29 protein-coding genes, 2 tRNA genes and 1 pseudogene are annotated in these 25,061 nt (G+C 57.7%); 13 read left to right on the forward strand and 19 right to left on the reverse strand.

Annotation, left to right across the window (positions count from 1 at the left end; translation table 11 throughout):
• Positions 1–799 precede the first annotated feature (799 nt).
• Complete coding sequence (gene dusA, locus ACY8D3_RS12890) at positions 800–1,804, forward strand: tRNA dihydrouridine(20/20a) synthase DusA (protein ID WP_462379169.1); 1,005 nt, start codon at positions 800–802, stop codon at positions 1,802–1,804.
• Between the two features lie 63 nt (positions 1,805–1,867).
• Here the strand turns inward: dusA and rssC are convergent, their stop codons facing one another.
• Both rssC and rssB read right to left on the reverse strand, forming a co-directional pair.
• Positions 1,868–2,350: an anti-sigma factor antagonist RssC gene (gene rssC, locus ACY8D3_RS12895; RefSeq protein ID WP_462379170.1), complete on the reverse strand. Its 483-nt coding sequence runs from the start codon at positions 2,348–2,350 to the stop codon at positions 1,868–1,870.
• A complete protein-coding gene (gene rssB / locus ACY8D3_RS12900; RefSeq protein WP_462379171.1) occupies positions 2,347–3,531 on the reverse strand; it encodes a two-component system response regulator RssB in 1,185 nt (394 codons plus the stop codon). The genes rssC and rssB overlap by 4 nt, the downstream gene beginning before the upstream one ends.
• A 208-nt stretch (positions 3,532–3,739) precedes the next feature.
• Between rssB and ACY8D3_RS12905 the strand changes: the two genes are divergently transcribed.
• Entirely contained in the window at positions 3,740–4,039 is a 300-nt protein-coding gene (locus ACY8D3_RS12905) for a PilZ domain-containing protein (protein WP_462379172.1), read from the forward strand.
• Between the two features lie 42 nt (positions 4,040–4,081).
• Here ACY8D3_RS12905 and ACY8D3_RS12910 read toward each other — a convergent pair whose 3' ends face one another.
• Complete coding sequence (locus tag ACY8D3_RS12910) at positions 4,082–4,780, reverse strand: MlaA family lipoprotein (protein WP_462379173.1); 699 nt, start codon at positions 4,778–4,780, stop codon at positions 4,082–4,084.
• Positions 4,781–5,011: 231 nt separating this feature from the next.
• Between ACY8D3_RS12910 and ACY8D3_RS12915 the strand changes: the two genes are divergently transcribed.
• A complete protein-coding gene (locus tag ACY8D3_RS12915; protein ID WP_462379174.1) occupies positions 5,012–5,275 on the forward strand; it encodes a DUF4404 family protein in 264 nt (87 codons plus the stop codon).
• Positions 5,276–5,292: 17 nt separating this feature from the next.
• Here ACY8D3_RS12915 and queF read toward each other — a convergent pair whose 3' ends face one another.
• The 4 genes from queF to ACY8D3_RS12935 all read right to left on the reverse strand — a co-directional run bounded on the left by queF (position 5,293) and on the right by ACY8D3_RS12935 (position 8,867).
• Positions 5,293–6,126: an NADPH-dependent 7-cyano-7-deazaguanine reductase QueF gene (gene queF / locus ACY8D3_RS12920; protein ID WP_462379175.1), complete on the reverse strand. Its 834-nt coding sequence runs from the start codon at positions 6,124–6,126 to the stop codon at positions 5,293–5,295.
• Positions 6,127–6,362: 236 nt separating this feature from the next.
• The gene (locus ACY8D3_RS12925) at positions 6,363–7,142 is read right to left on the reverse strand and encodes an ABC transporter permease (RefSeq protein WP_462379176.1); all 780 of its coding nucleotides are present in this window, start codon (positions 7,140–7,142) and stop codon (positions 6,363–6,365) included.
• A complete protein-coding gene (locus ACY8D3_RS12930) occupies positions 7,139–8,071 on the reverse strand; it encodes an ABC transporter ATP-binding protein (protein WP_462379177.1) in 933 nt (310 codons plus the stop codon). The genes ACY8D3_RS12925 and ACY8D3_RS12930 overlap by 4 nt, the downstream gene beginning before the upstream one ends.
• 175 nt (positions 8,072–8,246) lie before the next feature.
• A complete protein-coding gene (locus ACY8D3_RS12935; RefSeq protein ID WP_462379178.1) occupies positions 8,247–8,867 on the reverse strand; it encodes a glutathione S-transferase family protein in 621 nt (206 codons plus the stop codon).
• A 209-nt stretch (positions 8,868–9,076) separates the two neighbouring features.
• Between ACY8D3_RS12935 and ACY8D3_RS12940 the strand changes: the two genes are divergently transcribed.
• Positions 9,077–9,487 carry a PA2817 family protein gene (locus ACY8D3_RS12940; protein WP_462379179.1) on the forward strand — a complete coding sequence of 137 codons (411 nt, stop codon included), beginning with the start codon at positions 9,077–9,079 and terminating at the stop codon, positions 9,485–9,487.
• 87 nt (positions 9,488–9,574) lie between these two features.
• Here the strand turns inward: ACY8D3_RS12940 and ACY8D3_RS12945 are convergent.
• Positions 9,575–9,650 (reverse strand) — tRNA-Gly (locus ACY8D3_RS12945).
• 1 nt (position 9,651) lies between these two features.
• Positions 9,652–9,727, reverse strand: a tRNA-Glu gene (locus ACY8D3_RS12950).
• 344 nt (positions 9,728–10,071) lie between these two features.
• Here ACY8D3_RS12950 and ACY8D3_RS12955 point away from each other — a divergent pair.
• Entirely contained in the window at positions 10,072–10,839 is a 768-nt protein-coding gene (locus ACY8D3_RS12955; protein ID WP_462379180.1) for a hypothetical protein, read from the forward strand.
• 34 nt (positions 10,840–10,873) lie between these two features.
• On the opposite strand, the gene ACY8D3_RS12960 is transcribed toward ACY8D3_RS12955, so the two are convergent.
• The gene (locus ACY8D3_RS12960) at positions 10,874–11,356 is read right to left on the reverse strand and encodes a GAF domain-containing protein (protein WP_462379181.1); all 483 of its coding nucleotides are present in this window, start codon (positions 11,354–11,356) and stop codon (positions 10,874–10,876) included.
• Positions 11,353–12,246, reverse strand: coding sequence for an ATP-binding protein (locus ACY8D3_RS12965; protein ID WP_462379182.1), 894 nt, complete (start codon positions 12,244–12,246; stop codon positions 11,353–11,355). Before ACY8D3_RS12965 ends, ACY8D3_RS12960 begins: the two co-directional genes overlap by 4 nt.
• A gap of 99 nt (positions 12,247–12,345) precedes the next feature.
• Between ACY8D3_RS12965 and ACY8D3_RS12970 the strand changes: the two are divergent.
• Positions 12,346–14,680 (forward strand): annotated as a pseudogene (locus tag ACY8D3_RS12970) (response regulator).
• On the opposite strand, the gene ACY8D3_RS12975 reads toward ACY8D3_RS12970, so the two are convergent.
• Positions 14,671–15,126, reverse strand: coding sequence for a glutathione peroxidase (locus ACY8D3_RS12975; RefSeq protein WP_462379184.1), 456 nt, complete (start codon positions 15,124–15,126; stop codon positions 14,671–14,673). The pseudogene ACY8D3_RS12970 and the gene ACY8D3_RS12975 overlap by 10 nt on opposite strands.
• A gap of 58 nt (positions 15,127–15,184) precedes the next feature.
• A complete protein-coding gene (gene msrB / locus ACY8D3_RS12980) occupies positions 15,185–15,580 on the reverse strand; it encodes a peptide-methionine (R)-S-oxide reductase MsrB (protein ID WP_462379185.1) in 396 nt (131 codons plus the stop codon).
• Between the two features lie 265 nt (positions 15,581–15,845).
• On the opposite strand from msrB, the gene ACY8D3_RS12985 reads away from it, so the two are divergent.
• The 4 genes from ACY8D3_RS12985 to ACY8D3_RS13000 all read left to right on the forward strand — a co-directional run bounded on the left by ACY8D3_RS12985 (position 15,846) and on the right by ACY8D3_RS13000 (position 19,240).
• Positions 15,846–17,057: a pyridoxal phosphate-dependent aminotransferase gene (locus ACY8D3_RS12985; protein ID WP_462379186.1), complete on the forward strand. Its 1,212-nt coding sequence runs from the start codon at positions 15,846–15,848 to the stop codon at positions 17,055–17,057.
• A gap of 18 nt (positions 17,058–17,075) precedes the next feature.
• Complete coding sequence (locus tag ACY8D3_RS12990) at positions 17,076–17,498, forward strand: hypothetical protein (protein ID WP_462379187.1); 423 nt, start codon at positions 17,076–17,078, stop codon at positions 17,496–17,498.
• A 142-nt stretch (positions 17,499–17,640) separates the two neighbouring features.
• Positions 17,641–18,513: a protease HtpX gene (htpX, locus tag ACY8D3_RS12995; protein ID WP_462379188.1), complete on the forward strand. Its 873-nt coding sequence runs from the start codon at positions 17,641–17,643 to the stop codon at positions 18,511–18,513.
• A gap of 82 nt (positions 18,514–18,595) precedes the next feature.
• Positions 18,596–19,240 carry a DUF2959 family protein gene (locus tag ACY8D3_RS13000; protein ID WP_462379189.1) on the forward strand — a complete coding sequence of 215 codons (645 nt, stop codon included), beginning with the start codon at positions 18,596–18,598 and terminating at the stop codon, positions 19,238–19,240.
• Positions 19,241–19,273: 33 nt separating this feature from the next.
• Here the strand turns inward: ACY8D3_RS13000 and ACY8D3_RS13005 are convergent, their stop codons facing one another.
• Positions 19,274–19,930, reverse strand: a complete 657-nt coding sequence (locus ACY8D3_RS13005) for a thiopurine S-methyltransferase (RefSeq protein ID WP_462379190.1) — start codon at positions 19,928–19,930, stop codon at positions 19,274–19,276.
• 98 nt (positions 19,931–20,028) lie between these two features.
• Here ACY8D3_RS13005 and ACY8D3_RS13010 point away from each other — a divergent pair, with 98 nt between their 5' ends.
• Positions 20,029–20,796 (forward strand): DODA-type extradiol aromatic ring-opening family dioxygenase, encoded by a 768-nt coding sequence (locus ACY8D3_RS13010; protein WP_462379191.1) that lies wholly within the window; start codon positions 20,029–20,031, stop codon positions 20,794–20,796.
• Between the two features lie 60 nt (positions 20,797–20,856).
• Here the strand turns inward: ACY8D3_RS13010 and ACY8D3_RS13015 are convergent, their stop codons facing one another.
• On the reverse strand, positions 20,857–21,198 hold the full coding sequence (locus ACY8D3_RS13015; protein WP_462379192.1) for a ribonuclease E inhibitor RraB: 342 nt from the start codon (positions 21,196–21,198) through the stop codon (positions 20,857–20,859).
• Positions 21,199–21,424: 226 nt separating this feature from the next.
• Between ACY8D3_RS13015 and ACY8D3_RS13020 the strand changes: the two genes are divergently transcribed.
• Both ACY8D3_RS13020 and ACY8D3_RS13025 read left to right on the forward strand, forming a co-directional pair.
• Complete coding sequence (locus ACY8D3_RS13020; protein ID WP_462379193.1) at positions 21,425–22,321, forward strand: DNA-3-methyladenine glycosylase family protein; 897 nt, start codon at positions 21,425–21,427, stop codon at positions 22,319–22,321.
• A 1-nt stretch (position 22,322) separates the two neighbouring features.
• Complete coding sequence (locus tag ACY8D3_RS13025; RefSeq protein WP_462379194.1) at positions 22,323–22,802, forward strand: methylated-DNA--[protein]-cysteine S-methyltransferase; 480 nt, start codon at positions 22,323–22,325, stop codon at positions 22,800–22,802.
• A 121-nt stretch (positions 22,803–22,923) separates the two neighbouring features.
• Here the strand turns inward: ACY8D3_RS13025 and ACY8D3_RS13030 are convergent, their stop codons facing one another.
• From ACY8D3_RS13030 to ihfB, 4 genes are all read right to left on the reverse strand, one after another.
• The gene (locus ACY8D3_RS13030; RefSeq protein WP_462379195.1) at positions 22,924–23,115 is read right to left on the reverse strand and encodes a PLDc N-terminal domain-containing protein; all 192 of its coding nucleotides are present in this window, start codon (positions 23,113–23,115) and stop codon (positions 22,924–22,926) included.
• A 51-nt stretch (positions 23,116–23,166) separates the two neighbouring features.
• A complete protein-coding gene (locus tag ACY8D3_RS13035; RefSeq protein ID WP_462379196.1) occupies positions 23,167–23,838 on the reverse strand; it encodes a DNA-3-methyladenine glycosylase I in 672 nt (223 codons plus the stop codon).
• A 192-nt stretch (positions 23,839–24,030) separates the two neighbouring features.
• Positions 24,031–24,336, reverse strand: a complete 306-nt coding sequence (locus ACY8D3_RS13040; protein WP_462384372.1) for a ComEA family DNA-binding protein — start codon at positions 24,334–24,336, stop codon at positions 24,031–24,033.
• A gap of 222 nt (positions 24,337–24,558) precedes the next feature.
• A complete protein-coding gene (gene ihfB, locus ACY8D3_RS13045) occupies positions 24,559–24,843 on the reverse strand; it encodes an integration host factor subunit beta (protein WP_003243558.1) in 285 nt (94 codons plus the stop codon).
• Positions 24,844–25,061 lie beyond the last annotated feature (218 nt).

The following is a 25,061-nucleotide window of genomic DNA, read 5'->3' on the forward strand; positions in this document are numbered from 1 at the left end:
CCGCGGTAGTTCCCTGGCCGCCACAATTTCGCGACCTATACCCAGGCCAGCCCGGCTTCGTTGACTTTGCAAAGAGTGCGTCTTCGTTATGCCGAGGGCCCTCGTTCGATTGAACGCGAGTCGTATGATCCAGTCATCCAAAGATACGTTGTCTAATAAATGCCTGCACTTCAGCCGCACTGAGCTGCACCTCTACTTAGCCAGCCCAGCAACTATCTACCTGGCTTCCACAGCTATCTAGGGGGAACTCCTACAGCCTGCTGGCCGCATAAACGTAATGAGACTCCCTGGCTGCACACCCTCCACATTCGCCACGAGCCTCGCAGCCCCATATCCTACCGGTTGTGTCTGTTCAAGCTTCCACTTGCTTAATGCCCGCCGAACGTCACTTATTCATGGAGGGCCATTAACGCAGCGACATCGTGGTATCGGCTTGGTCCCGTCTCGAAGGTAATAACGGGGAATGTTCTGCTAGAGCGCGCGCAATTTTCCGGCGACTGCAGCGGCATAGCGGATCGTCTTTCCCGACGTTTGGCCCTGCTTCGCCGGCTTTTTTCTGCTCGAAACTCTGGCGCTCGGTGTAGACTTGCGCGCCATTTTTCTTGATGCGGTTCTGAGTCGTATATACCGTCCCGCCATACGCACGCTACGCGTTCTACAGTTGCCAGGTGGAGTGCCCGCTTCCGGCAGTACAGCTGAACTTCGGGGGTACCGCGTATCCCGCAGCTTTCAGATATCGCCGGAACACTCGTAACACTCGTAACACTCGGAACCCTCGGCGACACTCGCTGGAGACCTCATGCTAGAAGCCCCAAAATCAGAACTTGCGGGAGCTACGCTCTCTCGCCGCTTCTCGGTTGCTCCCATGATGGATTGGACTGACAGGCATTGCCGCTTTTTCATGCGTCTGCTCTCGCGCCACGCGCTGCTTTATACAGAGATGGTTACGACGGGTGCGCTACTGCACGGAGACACGGCTCGCTTTCTTGCATTCGACGAGACGGAGCATCCGATCGCGCTGCAACTTGGCGGAAGTACGCCTGCCGACCTCGCCAGATGCGCCCAATCGGCTGAGCAATGGGGCTATGACGAAGTCAACCTTAACGTGGGATGTCCGAGCGATCGCGTCCAGAACAATATGATCGGCGCTTGCCTGATGGGGCACCCCTCGCTTGTCGCCGATTGCGTCCGGGCCATGCGCGATGTTGTCGGCATACCCGTAACCGTGAAGCATCGGATCGGCATTGACGGCCGGGAAGAGTATGCGCAGCTTCGAGACTTCGTTGGGCAGGTGAGCGAGGCCGGCTGCACGAGCTTCACCGTCCACGCGCGTATCGCAATACTCGCAGGGCTTTCTCCCAAGGAGAATCGCGAGATTCCACCACTGCGTTACGACGTCGCCGCGCAACTGGTCCAGGACTTCCCTCACCTTGAGTTCATCTTGAATGGTGGCATCAAGACACTCGATGAGTGCAGGTCGCACCTGGAAACCTTTCATGGCGTCATGCTGGGTCGGGAGGCCTACCAAAACCCTTATGTACTCGCCGACGTCGACGGAACACTGTTTGGCGATGACCATGGGAGACCGACCCGGACTGACGTATTAGGCGCGCTCAGGCCGTACATTGAGCGCCATCTTGCACAAGGTGGCGCAGCACATCACGTGACCCGCCATGTCCTCGGCCTCGCGCAAGGCTTTCCAGGCGCCCGCCGCTTCAGGCAGATCCTGTCAGTGGATATTCACAAAGCGGACGACCCGATGGAGGTCTTCGATCAGGCCGTGGGAGTGCTCGACGGCCGGTGATTCCGTCGAGGCCAAATACGGTGAACAGCGAGTGTGCGAAGAGTGTATGCGTGGACTGGGGACTCAACTGCGCTCGAGCGCGTTGACGAGATCATGGAAGGCTTCGCGATTGGACTCGTTCAGCCCCATTAGTATGCGGTGGGCCTCCAGCACCTTGCGACGGACAATGTCCTCCGTCTGATCCTGCGGCGGCAAGTCTTCAAGACATTCAGGGCACGGCAACGGCTTTCCCACGATATTGAACACTTGATCGAAGCCCATGGACTCGAGCAAGCGTGTGATATCAGGATTCGTCGTTACCACGGTCGGCAATAGGCCCACCTTTTGACGCGACAAGATAGAGAGCTTGGCTAGCAGCCCGAGCGTTGTGCTATCGATGCTCCGCGCCTCAGTCAGGTCAATGACGATGGTAGAAAAGTTGATCGACGAGAAAATGTTCTCGATCGTGGCATCCAGCGCAGAGCACAACGTCAGGCGGATTTCGCCCACGAATTTGAGGACAAACGTGCCATCCTGCTCGGCGAACTGGATTTTACCAGTACTCATGCAAGGTTCCTGCTCAATACCAACAAGGCGATGTCATCCGGCATTTCGCCCAGCTCAGCCAATCCGAATATGCGGCTCAACCCTTCCAGGCGGCCACCCGCTTCGCCGACGAGGCGAGGCAACACTTGCTCTTTGTCTTTGAGCGTATCGCCTGGCAAAAGGTCCAGAATGCCATCTGACAGCAGCGTCAGGCTGAAAGATGAAGGCAAGGCCAATTCCTGATCCTGATAGGTCGCATCCTGGAACAGGCCGACTGGCAGCCCGCCCCCTTGCAAGTAGCGCCCTTCTCCTTCGCTGAACAGCACCGGCAGCGGAAGATGTCCGCCGATGCTGTACGTAAGGGTATCCGTTGTTTCGTCTATTACGCCGCCGAGCATGGTGACATGCTTTCCCAGACGACAGTTGATCAATCCGCGATTGATATGGCCCAGAACGTCCGACGGCTTGAACTCGGGAAGGCTTCCGCCCCGACGATATTCATACAACAGCCGCGTCGTCATGAACTTCAATAGCACCGTGACGAATGCCGACGAGGCGCCGTGCCCTGATACATCGGCGAGGTAGAACGCTACCCGGTGATCATCGACCCGAAAGTAGTCGACGAAATCGCCCGATAGATACAGTGAAGGCAGAATGTGATGCGCGAAGTGCAGCTCGCCTTCCTGCCACGGCGTCACGGGAAGCATGTTCATCTGTACATGCCGACCCGCATTTTGATCTTCCTGGAGGAGATTCAAACTGGCCTGCAGCTCGCGATTGGCCTTCTCGAGCTTTTCCCGATACCGGGTATTCTCCTTCCGCAACCGCGCCCTGTCCAACGCCCGCTTGACGGAATGTTCGAGGACGGCGAGATCTTCGAGCGGCTTGATCAGGTAGTCAGACGCGCCCAGACGGAGCGCTTCGACCGCGTCGTTCATCACACCCGCACCAGAGAGGACGATCACAGGCGTTTCGACATCGAGCTTTGAGATTCGACGAATCAGCTCCAGTCCATCGACTTGCGGCATACGCAGGTCGCAAATGACCAGATCGGGCTGATTGCTCTCGAAGACTTGCAAACCTTGCAGCCCATTGCTGGCCTGCAATACGTTAAATCCGCTGTCTTCCAGGTAGTCGGCAATGCTTGCACGCACCACCTCGTCATCATCGATTATCAGTAGCGTAGCGCTGGGGGTAGGCATGTATTTTCCAGGCAGACGGCGTCACGTTTCGGAACTTTAGCATCAGGCAAAGTGCCATAAAGCGCCGTACGGGTTCGCTTCAGGCGCAGACGGTACTCCCATCCGACAGCCGATTCAAGCATGCTCCGACACTCGCAGGGCGCCTTTACCCCCGTTAGAAACGGAGGTTATAAGCGCCGTATTCGCCCTTCCACCACGAGGCATTCCAATGAGCCAGAGCGATCGTTCCTACAGTGAAAAACGTGATTTTATTCGTATGCGCCTGGAAGCGCAGGTGACGCTTCGGCACGCCGGTGAGGATATCCCGGCGACATGCATCGACCTTTCCAGCACCGGCATGCAGCTGGAAGCCGATACCAGCCTTCAGATCGGTGAGAAGGTCAGCGTTTTGATCGAGTCTTCCCACGCCGAACTGGAAAGCCTTCACGCGGAAGCCGAAGTGGTACGGGTGGCATCAACCGCATCGGGCAAGCAGTCTTTAGGGCTGGCGATCATCTCGATGAAATGATCCGTAACAAAAGGGAGGCGGTTAGCCGCCTCCCCCTCCGATTCAGAAGTCGTCTTCGACTTCCCCATCCTTCACGCGAAACTCCCGGCTCTGTAGATAGGCGTTGCGGAGAAAGATGTACTTGTCGCCAGTAATGAGCCTTTCCGCTGAAAGAAGGCTGGCACGTGTATCGACGATGCCCGTACCAAACATGACATTCCGGACGGGTACGTCATCTATATAAGGATAGACGCTGGTGTAGGCATCCGGCACCCGCCCGAACGCGTCACGGACGGTGCTTGGCCCGAAGAACGGAAGCACAACGTATGGACCGCTATCAACTCCCCATTTGCCCAGCGTGATGCCGAAATCCTGATCGTTGCGCTGAAGACCCATATGGCTGGCTACATCAACAAATCCCAGGACACCAAAGGTGGTGTTGAACAGGAATCGGCTCGTATCGACACCGGCGTCGTGGAAGTTGGCCTGCAGCAGGTTGTTGATCAGATTCCGCGCTTCACCGAGGTTGCCGAAGAAATTATGCACGCCCTCTTCGACAAACTGCGGGGTCACTGTCTGATAGCCCTGGGCGATTGGCTTCAGTGCATAGGTATCCAGCGTATCGTTGAACGTGAAGATGGGTCGATTGATCGATTCCCAGGGGTCTTCTTCTGCCGCGGAGGCGAAAGCCGGTAGCAGGATTAGGCTTGCCTTCAGGCAAAGGCAAGCGATGCGGGCAGGCCAAGAGGCGCCGTGGGACATGTCCAGTCTCCTTGGATAACGAGATCGGCTGGTATCAGCCGGCAACAGCGCGGAGTTTAACCGCTGCTGGTTTATGAGTGTATTAGACCGTCCAAATTCCGCACCGCCAGGCTGTTGCCTGCGCACATGACTCAAGCTATCGCGCCATGCAATGGCGCGAAACGCAAACGAAGCGACCTTTCCCAAGCGGATACGGTCGAACAGACAGGTTTGACAGAAGGAAACGCCACCATGGCCGAAGATCTGCACCAGCAATTACAGGCCCTTCGGGACCACCTGGATAGCAACCCGCCCATTACCGCCGAAGAGCGTGAGGAGCTCGACAACCTCATTGCGGATGTAGAGCTCAAGCTACGTGCCGAGAATGCAGGACTGAGCGATCCGAACCTCATGGACGGGGTTCGACTGGCCGTCGAGCGATTCGAAGTGGCCCATCCTACAACGGCCGGCACGCTTCGCAACATCATGCAGAGCCTGGCCAACATGGGTATCTGATACACCGGTAATGGGGGCTACTGGCGCACCAGCCGCTGACTCGATGGCCAAGTGCGCTCAGTTGTCCTGTACGGATTGATGTCCAAGCCACCTCGCCTGACATAACGCGCGTAGACGGTGAGATGCCGAGGCGAAAGTAACGCTTTCAGGTCCAGAAAGATTCGCTCGACGCACTGTTCGTGAAAGTCGGCATGCCTACGGAAGCTCACGATATAGGCCAGCAACGCCGCTCGATCCAGCCGTGCTCCTTCATATTCGATACACAGACTGCCCCAGTCCGGCTGGCCCGTTACGGGGCAATTCGAACGCAAAAGATGGCTATGAAGCGACTCACGAACAGCCTCATCGGCCGTACATTTCAATAAATCCGCACAAGGCTGATCGTAGTTATCGATCCGCACATCCACATCATCAATGCAGACGCCCGGCAACGTGGCTACACCCTGCTCCGTCACCGCGGCCAGGCTCTGTACCGCTACTTTGACAGACGAACCGGCGGCGGCCGAAAGATCCTGGACCAACGTTGCTTCCAACGCCTGGATGCTTTCGAACGGGGTCTGATTCAGTGAGTTCAGATAGAGCTTGAATGACTTTGATTCGATGATGCTTGGCGAATCCGCGGGTATCTCGAACTCAGCGATGGCCACCCGCGGTTTACCGGAAGGCTCCAGCCAGGACAGCTCATAGCACGTCCAGTAGTCCACACCGTTGTAGGGCAACGCATGCGGGTCGAGCCCTAGTTCCGTCCACTTGGTAAGCCGGGATATGGGGAACAACAACGACGGGCTGTATTGGTCGAGATATTCGGTCGACTTGCCGAGCGAGGAATGCTCGGCTGGATGAAGGGACATGATGGGTATCCGGTAAAGCGATTGGGTCATTATACCTGCCACAGCAAGCGCATGCGGTTAATGCTGGCGGCGGCCTCGGGCCGACCACCAGATGTCGACCGGCGCCGCGCGCCGTTCTCTGGAAGCGAGACAACCCGCTTCCCTTCAGCCGCGCTGCAGTTTCCGATTGACCATAACGATAGCGAGAGCCTAGCCGCTCGCTACCGTCATGATTGGCACTCACTCGACCCACGCTATCAGTGACGCATGCCGCGGCCGCTGGTGAGTAGCCTCACGCATACAACATACAGCACGACGGCAGCTACCAGCATGAAGCTGATCGCGACGCCAATATGGATATCCGAGACGCCCAGGATCCCGTAGCGGAACGAATTCACCATGTGCAGAATCGGGTTGACCAGCGACACCGTCTGCCAGAATGGCGGTAGCAGGTGAATCGAATAAAACACCCCACCCAGATAGGTCAGCGGCGTCAAGACGAAGGTCGGCACGATGGAAATGTCGTCGAAGTTACGTGCGAACACCGCGTTGATGAAACCGCCGAGCGCGAAGATTGTTGCCGTCAGGAAGACAACCAGAACGGTAACGCCCAAATGGTGAACCTGCATCTGGGTGAAGAAGAAGGACAAGACCGTTACGATCAGCCCTACGGCCAACCCGCGTAATACCCCCCCCGCGACATATCCCAGAAGAATGGTGTGCGGCGACACAGGCGAAACCAGCAACTCTTCAATATTGCGCTGAAACTTGCTCCCGAAGAAGCTGGATACCACGTTGCTATAGGAGTTCGTGATCACGGACATCATGATCAACCCGGGCACGATGTATTCCATATAGGTGAAGCCGCCCATCTCGCCGATACGCTGACCAATCAGCGTGCCGAAGATCACGAAATACAGCACCATGGTGATTGCTGGCGGCAGCAAGGTTTGTGGCCAGATGCGCGTGAAACGGCGGACCTCGCGCTTGACGATGGTCTCGAGCGCGACCAGGTTGGATTTCAGCTCGGTGCTCATTTCGCCACCTTCGCCAGATTCTTTTCCACCAGAGACACGAACAGCTCCTCGAGTCGGTTGGATTTGTTACGCAGGCTCACCACCTCGATATTCTGCTCGGCCAGCTGACGGAACAGATCGGTAACGCCCACGCTCTTGTCGACCTGCACCTCGAGGGTATGGTGATCCACCATCGTGGCAGGGTAGCCCCGAAGCTGGGGTACTGCGGGCCTGGATTCCTTCAGATCGAGCAGGAACGTCTCAACGTGAAGCTGCATCAGAAGTGCCTTCATGCTGGTGTTCTCGACAATCGTGCCGTGGTCGATGATTCCGATATTCCGGCACAGCTGCTCTGCCTCTTCGAGATAATGCGTCGTGAGGATGATGGTGATTCCCTGTTGGTTCAGACCAGACAGGAAACTCCACATTGAACGGCGAAGCTCGATATCCACGCCCGCGGTCGGCTCGTCCAGAATCAGCAAACGGGGTTCATGGACCAGGGCCCGCGCAATCATCAGCCGGCGTTTCATTCCGCCAGACAGCTCCCGGGAAGCCGCATCGCGCTTATCCCAAAGACCCAGCTGATTCAAATAGCGCTCAGCACGCTCGGCGGCGATACGGCGCGGGATACCGTAGTAGCCCGCCTGGGTGACGACGATATCGAAGACTTTCTCGAACTGGTTGAAGTTGAACTCCTGAGGCACGACGCCCAGGCATCGCTTCAAACCGGCAGGGTCCTTGTCCAGATCATGGCCAAACACATTGACCGTTCCGGAGGACTTGTTGACCAGGGTCGACAGGATCCCAATCGTGGTGGATTTACCGGCGCCATTAGGGCCGAGCAATGCAAAGAAATCGCCTTCCTTGACGTCCAGATCGATGCCCTTGAGGGCCTGAAAGCCGTTTCCATATGTTTTGGTCAACTGCCGGATGGCCAGCGCAGAACTCATAAAAATGGCTCGTAAAGTAGTAAGAAAAGAGAGGACCGCCCCGTGTCCGAGCGCTGCGTCAGATGAAAGCACGCCAAACGCAAGCAGCCGATCAGGAGCGACGTACTTAGATAGGGGTGTATCTGAAAATTGCAACGGTAAACGTCAGACCGTTACGCATGTTCGAGGATTCAGTTCAGGTCAGCTCTGTCATGACAGCACACTGGTACGCCGGCCTGGAGCGAAGCGCCTGATACCAGCGCTCCACGTTTGGCAGCGTTTGCCGGTTAATCGGCAAGCCGAACCAGGCATATATAAAGGTGCCCATTGGGATATCACCGATACCCAACGCATCCCCTGACAGGAAAGGGCGACGCGCCAGCTCTGCATCGAGCAAAAGGAGTGCGGCCTCGCACTGGCGGAGCGCAACTTCGATGTGCGCTTCGTCGCGCTGGCTGGCAGGCGTTCGCACCAGTCCAACGAATGCCGGTGTGAATACAGGGACGAAGGTACTGCTTGCCCAGTCCATCCAACGGTCCGCCGATGCACGCTCCGCCGGATCCTCCTGCCATAGCTCACCACGCGAATAGCGCGCAGCGAGGTAGCGCACAATAGCGTTGGATTCCCACAGCACCTGTTCGCCGTCCTCAAGCACCGGGATGCGGGCATTAGGGTTCATTGCCAGGAAGCCCGGCTCATTCACTCTGCCGAATGCACCACCAGCGTCAATTCGCTCATAAGCCAGGCCCAGCTCTTCAGCGCACCAGAGTGCCTTTCGGACGTTGTTTGAGTTTGGTCTGCCCCAGATTTTCAGCATCGATACCCCCCGTGCCAGCTTGCAGCTTAGTCGATCCGACCGCCCGGCGCCCAACCGTTATCGGACTTCATTTTCGGGAACGCCCCGCCCGGATCGTGTACGAATACTGTATGGAGGTGAGCGACCGACCGCAGACAGCCATAGGCCAAGCCTGTGATTGCCGTCGTTCGATCCCTATACTTCGCCCCCCCAACTCGATAGGCATCTCAATGGTCAGCAAGAACTACTTTGATCACAATCTCGCCCTCCTCGCCCATCTGCGCGGCCTGCTCGTGAGTATGGGTGAGCGCGAGCAAATTCCGGACGACAGCCATACGCAATTCGTTCAGCGCCTGGACGAACTCATCATGGCCCTTCCTGACATCCCGGAGGACCGGCATCTGGGCCAGGACATGATCTGCCAGGTTTTCCATCGCTATCCGCAAATTGCTCATCAAGTCCCGCGGGATCTGCTGTGGTTCTTTGGCGGTGACTGCCTGCACTACATGCCGGATGACGAGATCTCCATGTATCAGCAGCTCGATGAGCGCCGTCATGAGGCAGAGACACGTGGTGAGTCGTTTGACTGGAATCAGGAGCGACAGCTGCTGGGCGTACCGCAGGAGAGCAGTCGTCATTGACGATTGCCTTTCAGCGAAGCTCGACCAAATGGCGTAAAACGCACGCAAACAAAAACGCCACTCGACTGAGTGGCGTTTTTGTCAATTTGGAGCGGGAAACGAGACTCGAACTCGCGACCCCGACCTTGGCAAGGTCGTGCTCTACCAACTGAGCTATTCCCGCATGGCGTCCCCTAGGGGACTCGAACCCCTGTTACCGCCGTGAAAGGGCGGTGTCCTAGGCCACTAGACGAAGGGGACGTGGCCCGGAACTTCAACAGCTTTTCCGGCTTCCTTCGTTTCCGCTTTCGCGTTCTCGCTGGAAGTGGCGCGCATTTTATGGACGCCTTATAGCGTCGTCAACCCTTCTGTGAAAATTTTTTTAAATCAACGACTTCAGCGTCTGGGACGGCAATCGCAGCCATCCATTAACCTTGTGTCTATAGTGTCTTCAAACGACAGAGCTGGCGGATATCCGGTCGATCGTCCAGCTACAGAATGCGTACACCGTGCCGACACCCTGTATAAGGTTTTGCGGTATCCAACGCGGCGGCGGCCGCGTAGACTCTGGCCAAGCGCCATCATCCCAGAAGGAATTCGGACAGATGTCCTCCGTCCTCATCGTCTCATTCATCGTGGCGGGGCTGTTCGTCCTGATGATGATCGTCTACGCCAATCACATGCTCGAAGCGAGCAAACTAGAGAAGGCGCGACAGCGTGCGGACCTCTCCGACCGCATCAAGCGGTGCGGCAGCCTGGCGGAAACCCTACCCGGCCAGTTTGCGCCGCCATCGCTCAAACTGTTGCTGATCAGGATTCGTCTTGGTTTGGCTCAGCGGCTGCTCCCACTGGAGAAACAGAATGACGAACTATCAAAGCTCGTTGCCGAACTGAAAACGATTGTAGAGGCAGGCGAGTCGGCAATCGCCAGCAATCCACCTCAACCGATGGCGAGCGAAGCCAAGGTCAAGGATCTGCGTTTCCAGTTCGAAGCACTGCATGGGCAGCTCGGGCGCGCCGCGCAGGATGGCGTCATTACACAAGCCGAGGCCAAGCGTTGGGTCCAGGAAATAAAGAAGATGCTCGTGCTTTCTCATGGCGAACTCTTCGAGAACGCAGGTCGTTTAGCGCTGCAACAGAAACAGCCTCGGCAGGCACGACTGGCATTCGAGCGGGGGCTTCAATACCTGCGCAAGCAGCCTGACCAGACGCAATACAAACCGCAGCTTGAACGCCTGCAGCAAATGCTCGAAAGCACCGAACAAATGGTAAAGGCGCTGGACGCACCACAGACGGACGCCGCAAGCGAGCTCAATGACGGCCTCGATGCGATCAACGAGGACGGATGGAAAAAGAAGAACATGTACGACTGAACGAGGGCGGCTCATTGAAGCCGCCCTGTTTGTTTCAGCAATCCGTTGCCGCGAGAAACGCTGCCACCAGCCGCTCAATGCCTTTCTGGTCATCTTCCGTGAAGCGACCTATGTGCGGACTGTCCAAATCCAGGACGCCGATCAGCAGCCCGTCCTTTATAAGCGGCACGACCAGCTCGCTGTTCGACGCACTGTCGCAAGCGATATGGCCAGGGAACGCATGGACATCCTCTACACGCTGCGTTTCGCGCGACTGCGCTGCGGCACCACAGACCCCGCGCCCGAAGGGAATCCGCACGCAAGCGACCTTACCCTGAAACGGTCCTAGTACGAGCTCGCCGTCTTTCACAAGGTAAAAGCCTGCCCAGTTCAGGCCTTCAACTTCGTGAAAGAGCAACGCAGCGAACTGAGCCGCATTGGCGATGAAATCACGCTCTCCATGCAGCAAGGCGACCGTCTGTGCCTCGAGCAGGTCGTAGCCGGACTTGCCGGCCCCCGTCGCATTCAGGTCAATCATGAGTTTCGCTCCAACAATGTACGGCCTACCCATTGGCGCGCGAACTGGTAGGCGCACCGACCATTGCGGTTGCCTCGTCCCGTCGCCCAGCGGATTGCTTCTTTTTCCAGGGACTCATCCCAGGTCCATTCCAAATGGGCCTGCTCCGCCAGAACCGTGATCCAATGCTTCACAACGTCGAGGAATTGCTCCTGACTGAACGGATAGAACGACAGCCAGAGCCCGAATCGGTCCGACAGGGCAATCTTGTCCTCGACGGCTTCACTCGGATGCAATTCGCCGTTGCTGCCGTGCTGCCAATTCGCGTTGTCGCTTTCCTTTTCAGGTAACAGGTGACGCCTGTTGGATGTCGCGTACAGCAGTACATTATCCGGGGCGCGCTCCAACGAGCCATCGAGAACGCTTTTAAGCACCCGGTAATCGCCTTCTCCGGATTCGAAGGACAAGTCGTCACAGAACAGAACGAATCGATGCTGGAGCCCGGCCAGGGATTCGACGACACGAGGCAGATCGGCCAGATGGTCGCGCTCGATCTCGATCAGCCTTAGCCCGGCGCCAGCATGCTCAGCCAATAGCGCCCGTACCAGGGATGACTTACCGGTGCCGCGCGCGCCCCAGAGCAGGACATGGTTTGCAGGCATGCCTTCGACGAACTGGCGTGTATTGGCCGCCATCTGCCGTCTTTGGGTATCGATGCCATGAAGGTCGTCCAGCTTCAGATCGAGATTGACCCTCACAGGGTTCAAATAGCCGCTGCGGCCTTCACGGACCCAGCGTGCGGCAACCTCTACGTTCCAGTCGATGGTCTCCCGCACGGCAGGCAGCAAAGGCTCCAACCGCGTAAGAACGGCCTGGGCCTGCTGAAGGAACGCGCTCAACTGATGATCCAAAATGTGTGCTCCTCGAAGTTCGATGGTCGCGCGGTGGCTAGCGGACGAACAGCCATGACGACTATGCTTGCCTCGCTCAGCCAGGGATGCTCACGACGAATGGAAATACCACGCCGCCAACGGCTGTCTTTCAAACAAGCCGGCCTCACCGTACTGGTGGCGTTCCTGCTTGGAATGTCGTTGAGCCTGGTTCAGGTGGGCATTGATTATGCCAGCGAAGACGCGGCCATCAACCGCGAAATCGAGGCGCTCCTCAAAGTGACCCATACGCCTGCCGCTCGCATCGCCTACAACATCGACGACGAACTGGCACAGGAACTGGTCCTTGGGCTGATCCGCTCGCCGGCCATCTTCAAGGCGGAGATGCTCGACCATAACGGAACGGCGTTAGCGACCACTTCTCGTTCGCTGATGCATAGCAACTACCGCTTTATCAGTGATCGCCTTTTCGGCGCTACGCGGGTATTCGAGGAGCCACTGAGAGTGGCCCACGCCCCAGCCGAGCACCTAGGCACACTGAGGCTTGAGGTTGACACGTTCGCCTTCGGCAACCATTTTCTGAATCGCGCGGTGCTGACGATCGCCAGCGGTTTCGTTCGAAGCCTTCTGCTTTCGCTCATTCTGTTGGTGCTGTTTCATTTCATGCTCACCAAACCCCTGGTGGCATTGGCCCGGACCGTCGACCGCAAGGACCCGCGCCGCGGACTCCTCGAGCCGGTACCGTGCCCGCCGGGACATGAACGCGATGAGATCGGCGTCCTGATCGACGCGATCAACCGCCAGCGCCATAGCATCGGTATCGAGATGGCCCAGCGCCAGGCCGCAGAGGAACGGGTAGCCCATAACCTTTCGCAACTTGAAGAGATCGTGTCAGCGCGCACGCAGGAGCTCGAAACGGCTAATCGCCAGCTCAGTGAGTCCAACCGCAACCTGGACAAGGCGCGGCGCACGGCGCTCGACATGGCTCAACAACGAGCGGCCTTTCTGGCGCACATGAGTCATGAAATCCGCACGCCGCTCAACGGACTGCTCGGGATGATCGCCCTATCTCTGGATGGCGAGCTCAACGTACAACAGCGGCAGCAACTCGAAATTGCGCATGACTCAGGCAAGGTGCTCGTTGGTCTGCTCAATGACTTCCTCGACCTCTCCAAATTCGAAGCGGGTGAATACGAACTCGAACGTATTCCATTCGACCTGGGAGGGCTGGTCGAAGACACAGCCAATCTGCTCTCTCAAAACGCTGCGGCGGCTGTCGAACTGACTTGCCACATCGCACCCGACCTACCGGCAACGTTACTGGGCGACCCGACGCGTATCCGCCAGATAGTCAGCAATCTGCTGTTCAATGCATTGAAGTTCACTCACGCCGGTCGGGTCGACGTTTTCGTGGCCCCTGTTGATACCGGAGTGCAGGTCTCGATACGCGATACGGGCATCGGAATCGCTGAAGACGCACTGCCTAGATTGTTCCAGCCGTTCCGCCAGGCCTCGACGGGCACAACGCGGCAATTCGGCGGCACCGGACTGGGTCTTGCCCTGACGCGAACCCTTTGCGACGCCATGAACGGTACGCTCAACGTCGTTTCCCAGGAAGGTCGCGGCAGCGAGTTCTCCGTCGTGTTGCCGCTCGCGGCCTGTTCGCCTCCCAAGGCTAACTCGGCTCTGGATGGACATGCCGTATTCGTGGGCCCGGTCGGTAGTGGGCTGGCGGAGATGCTCGAAACCTGGGCGCGACAGTGGGGCCTTATATACCAGATCGAGCCCGAGGTGCTCCGGGCATCTGGATGCGGATCTGTATGTGGCAGCCGATGCTCGCACGGCTCGAACGCTCAGGCAGCAAACGCCTCGCCCGATCCTTCTCGTTACCACCTATGGACGCTTGCTCAGGGCCGATGCAGCCGGAGCGCTGCAGCCGTTCGAGCAGCTTGCCCGCCCCGTCTCACGGGACGCGCTTCATGAAACGCTCGGCCGCTTATTGAGCGGCGAAACACCTAAAGCGAGGGCGCGTGTCGATCAACTGCTACCCCTAACGACACAGTGCTGCGTGCTGCTGGTCGAGGACAACCCCGTGAATCAGCTTGTCGCCAAGACGATGCTGACACGCCTCGGCTACCAGGTTGCACTGGCGAACCATGGCGGCGAAGCACTGGCTTATCTGGACAAGCACGAGGTCGACATCGTGCTGATGGACTGCAACATGCCGGTCATGGACGGCTACGAAGCCAGTCGTCGCATCCGGGAGCAATCAAGGTGGGCGCACCTGCCCATCATTGCGCTGACCGCCAATGCGATGCCAGACGAACGGGATCGATGCAGAGCGGCAGGCATGGACGATTATCTCGCCAAACCCTTCAACCGCGAGGATCTTCGTCAAAGGCTTGAAGCGTGGCAGCCGGAGCCCGGCAGCGAGCCCTCCGGCGATCAGAGCTGATCGCCGAGAATACGCTCTATATCGGCCTTTAACGTATGCGGCTTGGTCGTGGGCGAATAACGCTGCACTACGCCACTGCGCGTGTCGACGAGAAACTTGGTGAAATTCCACTTGATACGACTACCTAGCAGTCCTGGTGCGCGCTTCCTCAACGCATGAAAGAGCGGATGGGCCGCTGGGCCGTTCACCTGGACCTTCTCGAACAGCGGGAAACTCACGCCGAAGCGCGCCTCGCAGAACGCCAAAATTTCCTCGGCACTGCCCGGTTCCTGTTTGCCGAATTGGTTACAAGGGAAGCCCAGCACGGTGAGGCCCTGGTCGCCATACGACTGCCAGAGCGATTCAAGCCCCTCGTATTGCGGTGTGAATCCGCATCGGCTTGCCGTATTAACAATCAACAACGCCCGGGCGCCGAACGCCCCAAGCGTTGTGTCCTGACCACTCATCAAACGGCAGGGGATGGCCAGTAGAGAATCGGTCGGGGAGGAGGTTCCCTCCTCCCGATCAACCACGCGGCTCAAGCCTTAACGAGGCCGAGTTGATGCAATAGCGCAGTCCTGTCGGATTGGGGCCATCCGGAAACAGGTGGCCAAGATGGGCATCGCACTGTGCACATAGCACTTCGATACGATGCATGTTGTGGCTGAAGTCATCACGTTGGGCAATCGCATCTTCGCTCACGGGCTGAAAGTAGCTTGGCCAGCCGCTCCCCGAGTCGTATTTGGCATCAGAGTCAAACAAGGCCGCGTCGCAGCATTTGCATCGGTAGATTCCTGGCGTTTTAGTTGCGTAATACTCGCCTGTGAACGCCCGCTCCGTTCCGCCCAGTCGACAAATATGGAAGTCCTGCTCGCTCAGCTCTTCGCGCCAGTCGGCGACGTCTTTTTCCACTCGGGACATGGGGAAACCTCTCGAATCTATCTATGGACCGTTCGTGGGGGGAATACACGCTGCGCTGCCAGATACTGGCATGCCGCTCCGCTGGGATATGAGGGCATTGGTGCAGGTAAAAAGCCCGCCCCACCCTTTTCCGACGGTTGGCTCGAACGTATGATGCACCCTCTGTGGGATTGAGTCTGTCACTCCCGCCCTCCCCCTGCCAAGTGCTCGTCCGGCCGTCATTCCCCCGCACGAGGCGCCCTGCACTCTGTTCGGAAACTCCGCCATGCAGCTCAGCAAGTCCAATAAGCTCGCTAACGTCTGTTACGACATTCGCGGCCCGGTGCTTCGTCATGCCAAGCGTCTCGAGGAAGAAGGCCACCGTGTCCTCAAGCTCAATATTGGCAACCCTGCGCCGTTTGGCTTCGAGGCACCCGAAGAGATCCTTCAGGACGTCATTCGTAATCTGCCGACGGCCCAGGGCTACAGCGATTCCAAAGGGTTGTTCAGTGCTCGCAAGGCGGTCATGCAGTACTACCAGCAGAAGCAGGTAGAAGGCATCGGTATCGAGGACATCTATCTGGGTAACGGCGTCTCCGAGCTCATCGTGATGTGCATGCAAGCGTTGCTCAACAACGGTGACGACGTCCTCATTCCAGCGCCGGACTATCCGCTCTGGACAGCCGCGGTGGCACTTTCAGGCGGCAATCCAGTTCACTACATCTGCGACGAGCAGGCCAACTGGTGGCCGGACCTGAGCGACATCGAAGCCAAGATCACGCCGAACACCAAGGCTATGGTGATCATCAACCCAAACAACCCGACCGGCGCCGTCTATTCACGCGAAGTGCTGCAAGGCATGGTCGAGCTGGCACGCAAGCACAATCTGGTGATCTTCTCTGACGAGATCTACGACAAGATTCTCTATGACGACGCCGTCCACATCTCAACGGCCTCATTGGCGCCCGACGTCCTGTGCCTGACCTTCAATGGTCTGTCCAAGTCTTACCGCGTGGCGGGCTTCCGCTCCGGCTGGGTCGCCATTTCGGGGCCGAAGGCCCGTGCGCAAAGCTATATCGAGGGAATCGACATCCTCGCCAACATGCGCCTGTGTGCGAATGTGCCAGCGCAACATGCCATCCAGACCGCGCTGGGTGGCTATCAAAGCATCAATGACCTGGTACTGCCGCCGGGACGTTTGCTGGAGCAGCGCAACCGGACCTGGGAGCTGCTAAACGACATTCCTGGGATCAGCTGCGTCAAACCGATGGGCGCGCTTTATGCCTTCCCCCGCATTGATCCGAAGGTTTGCCCCATTACCAACGACGAGAAATTCGTGCTCGACTTGCTGCTTTCCGAAAAACTGCTGATTGTCCAGGGCACCGCCTTCAACTGGCCATGGCCCGACCATTTCCGAGTGGTGACGCTGCCGCGCGTCGATGATCTGGAAGTTGCCATCGGCCGAATCGGCAACTTCATGCGAACGTATCAGCAGTAACGTCGGCCCGGATAAGCCATGGACCTGCAGATCGATGATTTTTACAAGGACGTCGCCAGCGCACTGGTTCTCTTGTACCAGTCCTTTCCCCGCCGCGTTCCTGTTTATGTCGAAGATCTCATCGGCCGCGAACCGGTCGATGAATTCGGTCTACCCAGCAAGCGGCACCAAAGCTGCCTTGCGGCATTGCTCTGGCTCGCCGACGAGGGCTACCTGCGCTACGAGACGCGAATACACTACGAAGCACTCGACCAAGCCGTCCTGACGGAGCGAGCCGTGATTCGGCTCACCTCACTCGTCGGAGCTGACCTTCCTGCCGATGTGCCAGCAGGCGTCCATCGGGTACGCGGGAGTCTCGCTCATGCCCTGCGCGAAGCATTGGCCGCTCGCGACAGCGAGCGCATCGCCACTACCGCGAGATGTTTTCTGACGAAATCTTGAACTGCTTGCCAGCCTGCAGGCCCCGCGGTTGCCGCCATCAGGGGACATAGTTTGAAATAGTCGCCAGTTGAATCACACCCAGCCGAACCTTATATAGCCGGGCATACTAAACGCGTTCGAGTCCGTAGGAGATCGCAATTCCATGATGCGTATCGTGCTGTTCCTGGCCACCAACCTGGCTGTGCTGGTGATTGCCAGCATTACGTTGAAGTTGCTGGGTGTAGACCGTTTCACCGGCCAGAACCACGGAAGCCTGCTGGTCTTCTGTGCAGTCTTTGGCTTCGCCGGCTCCTTCGTTTCGCTGTTCCTCTCCAAGTGGATGGCGAAGATGAGCACTGGCACTCAGATCATCACCCAGCCGCGCACTCGCCACGAACAATGGCTCGTCCAAACCGTTGCCGAGCTGTCGCGCGAAGCCGGCATCAAGATGCCCGAAGTGGGTATCTTCCCGGCGTATGAGTCGAACGCATTCGCCACTGGCTGGAACAAGAACGATGCACTGGTAGCCGTTAGCCAGGGATTGCTGGAGCGCTTTTCGCCGGACGAAGTCCGCGCCGTGCTCGCGCACGAAATCGGTCATGTTGCCAATGGCGACATGGTGACCCTGACGCTCATCCAAGGCGTGGTGAACACGTTCGTCATGTTCTTCGCACGTATCTTTGGCAATTTTGTGGATAAGGCGATTCTCAAGAACGAAGACGGCCACGGTATTGGCTACTTTGTTGCCACCATCTTCGCTGAGTTGGTACTGGGTATTCTGGCGAGCATCATCGTGATGTGGTTCTCGCGCAAACGCGAATTCCGCGCGGACGAAGCAGGTGCACAGCTGGCCGGCACCGGAGCGATGATTGCAGCGCTACAGCGCCTGCGCGCGGAACAAGGCGTCCCTGCGCAAATGCCGGACAGCCTGCAAGCCTTCGGCATCAACGGTACGCTCAAGAATGGTCTAGCCGGCCTGTTCATGAGCCACCCGCCCCTGGAAGAGCGCATCGAGGCGCTCCGTCGTCGCGGCTGACACCAGGCAGATGTGTAAGGGCGGCCTCGAGCCGCCCTTGTTTTTTTGTGGTCCAAGGAAAATCCGTCAGCTGAGATTTCTTATGCGCGCGTTTTCGATCGCCTTTCTTTTTCTGCTACTTACCGGATGCAAGAGCTTCTACTACGATGCGCTCGAACATACGGGCATTCATAAGCGTGACCTGCTGGTGCAACGTATTGAAAAGGTCCGCGACGCCCAGGCCGAAGCCCAGAAACAGTTCGAGACGACGCTACTTGAATACCGCAGCGTCGTCCTGTTTCAGAGCGGCGATCTGAATAAGCGGCAAGCACAATTGGAACAGGATTATCGGGCCGCCCAACTCAGGGCGCGTAACGTGCGCTACCACCTTCAAGGCGTCGACTCGGTAGCAGACGACCTCTTCGCTGAATGGAAGGCAGAGCTGAGAGACTACCGCAGTCCACAATTGCGGCAGGCCGCAGAAGGGGACTACGACAGGACGCGTCAGCAATACGAAGCACTACGCGAGCAATTGAATGGGACCGAGGCACGTTTCGAACCGCTGCTGGATCTCCTGGGCGATCAGATGCTCTCGCTTCGGCATAGCCTGAATGCGCGTGCCGTCTCTCAATCCAATGACGCTTACACGCGTCTGGAAGAGGACATGAAAAGCCTTTTCGAGGAGATGACACGTGCCAACAACCAGGCCGACATGTTCATCCGAAGGCTGCGTGATCGAACGACATGACTTGCCTCGGTTGCGGCAACGTGACCATGCGCACTAGTGACGTTTCAGGCGGTACACTCGCTCAATGAGGTGACTGACACCGGCATCGCGAAAGCGCTCGTTTCGATGCAGCATGTCGTCCTCCCGAAGCGTTTCCACTGTCCAGCCATGGCTGAAAAGCGCACGGACCTCTTCATCGGGCACGCAAAAAGGTGGCCCATCCTTCTGGTGCTGCGGATATTCGAGCGCGATGAGCAGACCTTGAGTGCCGGAACGCATAAGGTTGGTGAGATGTGAAACGTAGCGTTGACGCATCTCCATAGGCAGCGCGATGAGTGCCGCGCGATCATAGAAAGCTGTGATGGAGGCCGTGTCAGCAGGCGTCAGCTTGAAGAAGTCCCCACAGAGCAGACGCATCCGTTCCAAATCGAATGCTATGAAGTGCCCAGACTCATAGCGCTCCGCCTTGAGTTGGTTTTCGAACAAGAAATCATCAATCGCCTGCTCGGCGAGTTCGACACCGATTACAGAATGGCCTTGGTCCGCCAGCCATAGCATGTCCCGGCTCTTGCCACAGAGCGGCACGAACACTGATGCATCGCGTGAAAGCGCCAGGGTTGGCCAATAGGTTTGTAAATACTCGTTGATACGGCGCTGGTGAAAGCCTATCTGACGTTCTTCCCATCGTTTTTTCCAAAAACTAGCGTCCATAAATATCCCTGTATTCGATTATTCAGGTCGAAATAACGCGCTTAATCTTCCGTCAGAATCGATAGATCATCATGCCCTCGTTTCCCGGAGGCTCAACCATGCTACCCAGTGTCTTCATATCCCACGGCTCGCCCATGCTGGCGCTCGAGCCCGGCGAAAGTGGCCCGGCATTGCTGACGTTGGCGAACACCTTACCCCGTCCTCGCGCCGTTGTGGTGATGTCGGCCCACTGGGAGAGCCGCGGCATTCAGATCATGTCTTCACCATTACCTGCGACATGGCATGACTTTGGAGGATTTCCTCCTGCGCTCTATGCGCTGCAATACCCGGCGCCGGGCGAACCCGCCCTTGCTGCGACCGTGCAGACGCTTCTCCGCGCCGATGGGCTGGAGGCGGCACTGGATGCACGTCGTCCCTTGGACCATGGTGCCTGGGTACCACTTAGGCTGATGTACCCGAACGCCGATATTCCCACGATCGAAATATCATTGCCGAGTCAGAAGGGCCCGGCACTGGCATGGCGTATCGGTGCCGCGCTCGCGGAGTTGAGGAAGGATGGCGTATTGCTGATTGGTTCTGGCAGCATTACACACAACCTCGGGGAATTGGATCGGCAAGGGGCTGGCGGGGCTACGGCCCCTTGGGCTCTCGCCTTCAAGAACTGGGTCGTTGATCGCCTCGAAGCAGGTGACAGAGACGCCCTCTTTGATTATCGCCATCGAGCGCCTCATGCCGTGCGCAACCACCCGAGCGACGAGCACCTGTTACCCCTGTACTTCGCCATGGGCGCGGGTGGGGGCTTCGGGTTGGTCCATACGGGATTCACGCTCGGCGCGCTCGGCATGGACATTTACCGATTCGATTGAGGATTGGCTGGCTGAATAGCAAAAAGCACCCGGCTGGGTGCTCTTGAGGTTATGGAAAACCTATTCTGGAGGAACCGTGACCTCTTGCGTCACACCCCATCCGTCCAGAACGCCGCCGAGTGGCTCGACGACGGATTCCATGTCCTGCTCGAAATCGTCGATACCGACACGCGTCGCGTGCATCACTTTGCTGACCTGCAAATGCCAGGTACTGTCATCCCGCTCCGATACCTGCGCGTTCATTGACTCCCCCTTGAATCGGGTCGCGGCTTCCCTTGCGCATCCTTCATCAGGGAAGATCGCGAAGAAGTCGATCGGATGCACCCGTGTGAAGTCAAAACCGCCCTCCTTCATTCGGCGCAGTACGGTAACGCTGACATCATCTTGGAAGGCTGCACTCATGGAACTACCTCCTTTCAGGCGATGAATTCGGTGTCGTACCACTAGTTTAGTTCGCGCCCAGCGCACGCGGTTCCTTTCGGCGGAAGAACGTCGACATATCCAGATCCATGGCGGCACGGCCACGATGCTCCGGAAATCACGGCATGCGGTTCGGTCAAAACAATAGGTCAGTTTGAAGAGCAATATCGAAGCGCCGTGCGGCGATACCAGGAGTAACGTGAACGACATGACGCCAAACCGTTTCGTACTTCCCTATACCCCTCCCTTTCACTGGGCACAATTTCAGGCGTTCTTCGCGCTCCGCCTGCTGCCCGGCGTCGAAGCACTGGACGAGCGCGGCTATCGCCGTATCTATCGCCGCCAAGAGGGCGCTGGCTGGTTTGAGGTGAGCCCGGCTATCGAGCGATCCGAGCTGGTGCTGACCGTATACGGCGCGGAGACAGACAACCAATGGTTAAGGACGCACGTTCGGCATATGTTCGATCTCGATGTCGACCCGGACGTCATCCAACGTCACTTCGAGCGGGATGACACTATGGGTCCCCTAGTCAAGCGGAGCCCAGGTCTCCGCCTCCCTGCGGCGTTCGATCCCTTCGAACAGGCGGTGCGTGCCATTGTAGGACAGCAAATCAGCGTCAAGGCGGCGGTGACCATTACCGGTCGTATCGTGGAGCGGCTCGGTGAGCATGTCGATTCACCGCAAGGCATGCCCCATCGATTATTTCCAACAGCGTCGCAGATCGCCGACGGCGATCTTTCAAGCATTGGTATGCCTCAGAAACGCGCGGACGCCTTGCAGCGCTTTGCCCGAGGTATCGCTGAAGGCACATTGGATCTGAGTATCGACGACACGGCGGATGCGCTGGTCGAGCGCCTTTGCCAGCTCCAAGGGATCGGACCGTGGACAGCTCAGTACATTGCGCTTCGTGCGTTCGGTGCAAAGGATGCCTTTCCAGTATCCGATCTCGGCCTGCTGAAGGCGCCGGTCTGGGGAGACGGCGGGATTGACGCGCGAAGCCTGGCCGATCACGCCGAATCATGGCGGCCTTACCGCGCGTACGCGGCCATTCACCTTTGGCAGAACTATACGCCGGTGCCCCTGGGGTCGGCTTCGGTACAGTGACGTGTACTTTACCTATTACGAGAGCCCCGTCGGCCGCTTTCTATTGGTCCACAATGGCCACGCTTTGCTCGTTTGCAGTCCCGAGGGTTCGCGGTATCACCACGTTAGGGAAGATTGGAAATACGACCCGAACCCTCTGCTCGAAACCATCGAACAACTCGACGAATATTTCGAAGGAAAGCGCCAAGCTTTTAGCCTTTGCTGTGCGCCGCTAGCAGGCACCGCATTCCAACGTCTCGTCTGGCAAGCGGTCAGCGAGATCAGGTATGGCAGTACGGAGACGTACGGCGCGGTTGCGACCAGGATCGGCCGCCCGACCGCGGCCCGTGCAGTCGGTGCGGCCAATGGCAGGAACCCGTTGTGCCTTGTCGTACCGTGCCACCGCGTTATCGGATCGGCTGGATTACTGACGGGATATGCCGGCGGGATCGACCAGAAGACTGCGCTGCTAGCGCACGAGCGCGCAATACAACCGTTCTAGTTTTTCGCGAAGAGTCGTCGCGGGGGATCATGCAAGACTAGGCGCAGCATCACCGAGCGCAGGCGCTTTTCGCAAAAGCCTGGAGGAGACCGCCGTAAGCGGCGTCGGTCCCCTCCATCAATTACACTCGGGCGCGATTGCTACGCGGCCCCATTAGGGCCCAGATGATCAGTCCTATCACAGGCAGGATCACAATAAGCAGGACCCAGAGCACCTTCTTCCCGGTCTCGGCACTGCTACCTATCACATTGATGATCGCCCAGATATCCAGGGCCAAAATAATGAGCCCGAACAAACCGCCAAATGCATCCATAACGACCTCCTCGTCAGTACATACATTCGAACGCAGCCCCGCCGCCTGGGTTCAGTGGTTGACAGTATGTGCCAGCATCACCGAAAGCTGGCAGAGCGGACGGTTGCTTTGGGCATGCCAATGGTTGAACGCATCCTGCATCGCACTTAGCGTCTTCTGGCTCATCGTGAACTTGTCTATTACGCCTTGTGCCTTCAACGCGGCCGCAACGTCCGTAGTCGGAACAAATGTGTCCTTACCGACCATCCGCAAAAAGCGAGGTAGCGACAGCCCCCCGAGCTGATCGCCCTGACGTGCCAGCTCACGCCAAAGCGTTACGATTTGATCGGTAGGGTACTCGGCAATAAAGGCAGCGAAGCTTCCGTGGGTGCGCTGGATATCGAGGATCATCTGAGCATTGCGCGGCACGCTCCGCAATTTGCCCAAGTGCCGAATAAGCGCCGAGTTTTGCATCAGACGCTCGATATGGTCGCCACCCATCAGCGACACCTTTTCCGGATCGAACCCAAAGAAGGCCTTCTCGAACTCCGGCCACTTCGCGTCCACAAGGCTGTGTTTCAGTCCGGCCCGAAAGATCCGTAGCGTGAGCGTCGACAAGTAACGATCATCCGACATTGTCGCCAATGCCTTTTGAGACCGCGGTACAGGCAAACGTGCCTCTAGGGCCTTAACCGAGCCAAAACGGTTGACGCAGTACTCATACATCCACTGAAAATCGCGCATTCCACCTGCTCTTTACGGATTCAACACCCTTATATGACCCAAATCATGTGTGAAGGTCGACATCTCGGCAAACGGAGGGTTGTCACTCAAGACATCGGCCATGGGTGGAGGGTTTTATTCCTGTGCGAAGGTGAACAGTGGAATGAAAAAGCCGGTCCTGAGACCGGCTTTCTTGCTCTTAAAGCGCTGGTGTCACAGCTGCAGGCGGCTACGGTTCTTTTCGAGAATTGCCGCGCCAATGCCCTTCACTTCCAACAGTTCGTCTACAGATTGGAACGGGCCATGCTCGTCGCGATAGGCCACGATCGCTTTGGCTTTCGCTTCACCGACACCCGCCAGTTCGCGGTGCAACTTGTCCGCATCCGCTGAATTGAGGCTGACCATGGCAGCCTGCTCCGATTGAGCCGCGCTCGCGCCGGAGCCGGTTTCGTTGGCAACGCTCACAGCTGAAACGGACGCCAAAACAGAAAACACAACAGCGGAAATGTACTTGCGCATTTGGAAACTCCTTATTGATGTGATCACGGCTTTCCTGCCGCAACCGGACCATAACGCCGTGTCGGCGCGAGACAAAGGAGAAATCCGAGCAATCGGCGGGTTCGTGATGAGGGCCGCGGATCTGTCGTGCGCAACGCCCCACTTTCTTTGGGAAGAGGAAATAGAGAATAAAATCATCATCGGCCGCTTGGGCCGATGCAAGAGGACGTGGAGCGAAACGGACTATTCGTCCTCGTTCACCCGGTCACGTAGCTCTTTGCCAGGCTTGAAATGAGGAACGAACTTACCATCGAGACGGACAGACTGGCCCGTCTTTGGATTACGTCCAACACGGGGCGCTCGGTAGTGAAGCGAAAAGCTTCCGAACCCCCGGATCTCGATACGGTCGCCCGTCGCCAGCGCCTGAGACATCTGTTCCAGCATCGTTTTGATAGCCAGTTCGACATCCTTTGACGATAGCTGACCCTGGTGGGTGACGATGCGCTCGATCAACTCCGACTTGGTCATGATTTTCCTTTCTTTTTCAAGCGGCTAGACCAGTGTCCTAGGGTTTTAGCACGCCCGTTCCGTTTTGAATAGCCCTCATATTCATGACGTTGTTTCGACAATTTGACCCAGGCGCATGCGTCCTCCAGCAGTCACCAACCGGGGCTGCCCCTACCGAAAAGCACCCAAAGCAACACCGGTGACGTTCTGCTTCGACATATCGAGCAGATAAGGCGCAT

It is taken from the genome of Pseudomonas sp. Marseille-QA0892, from assembly GCF_054950135.1.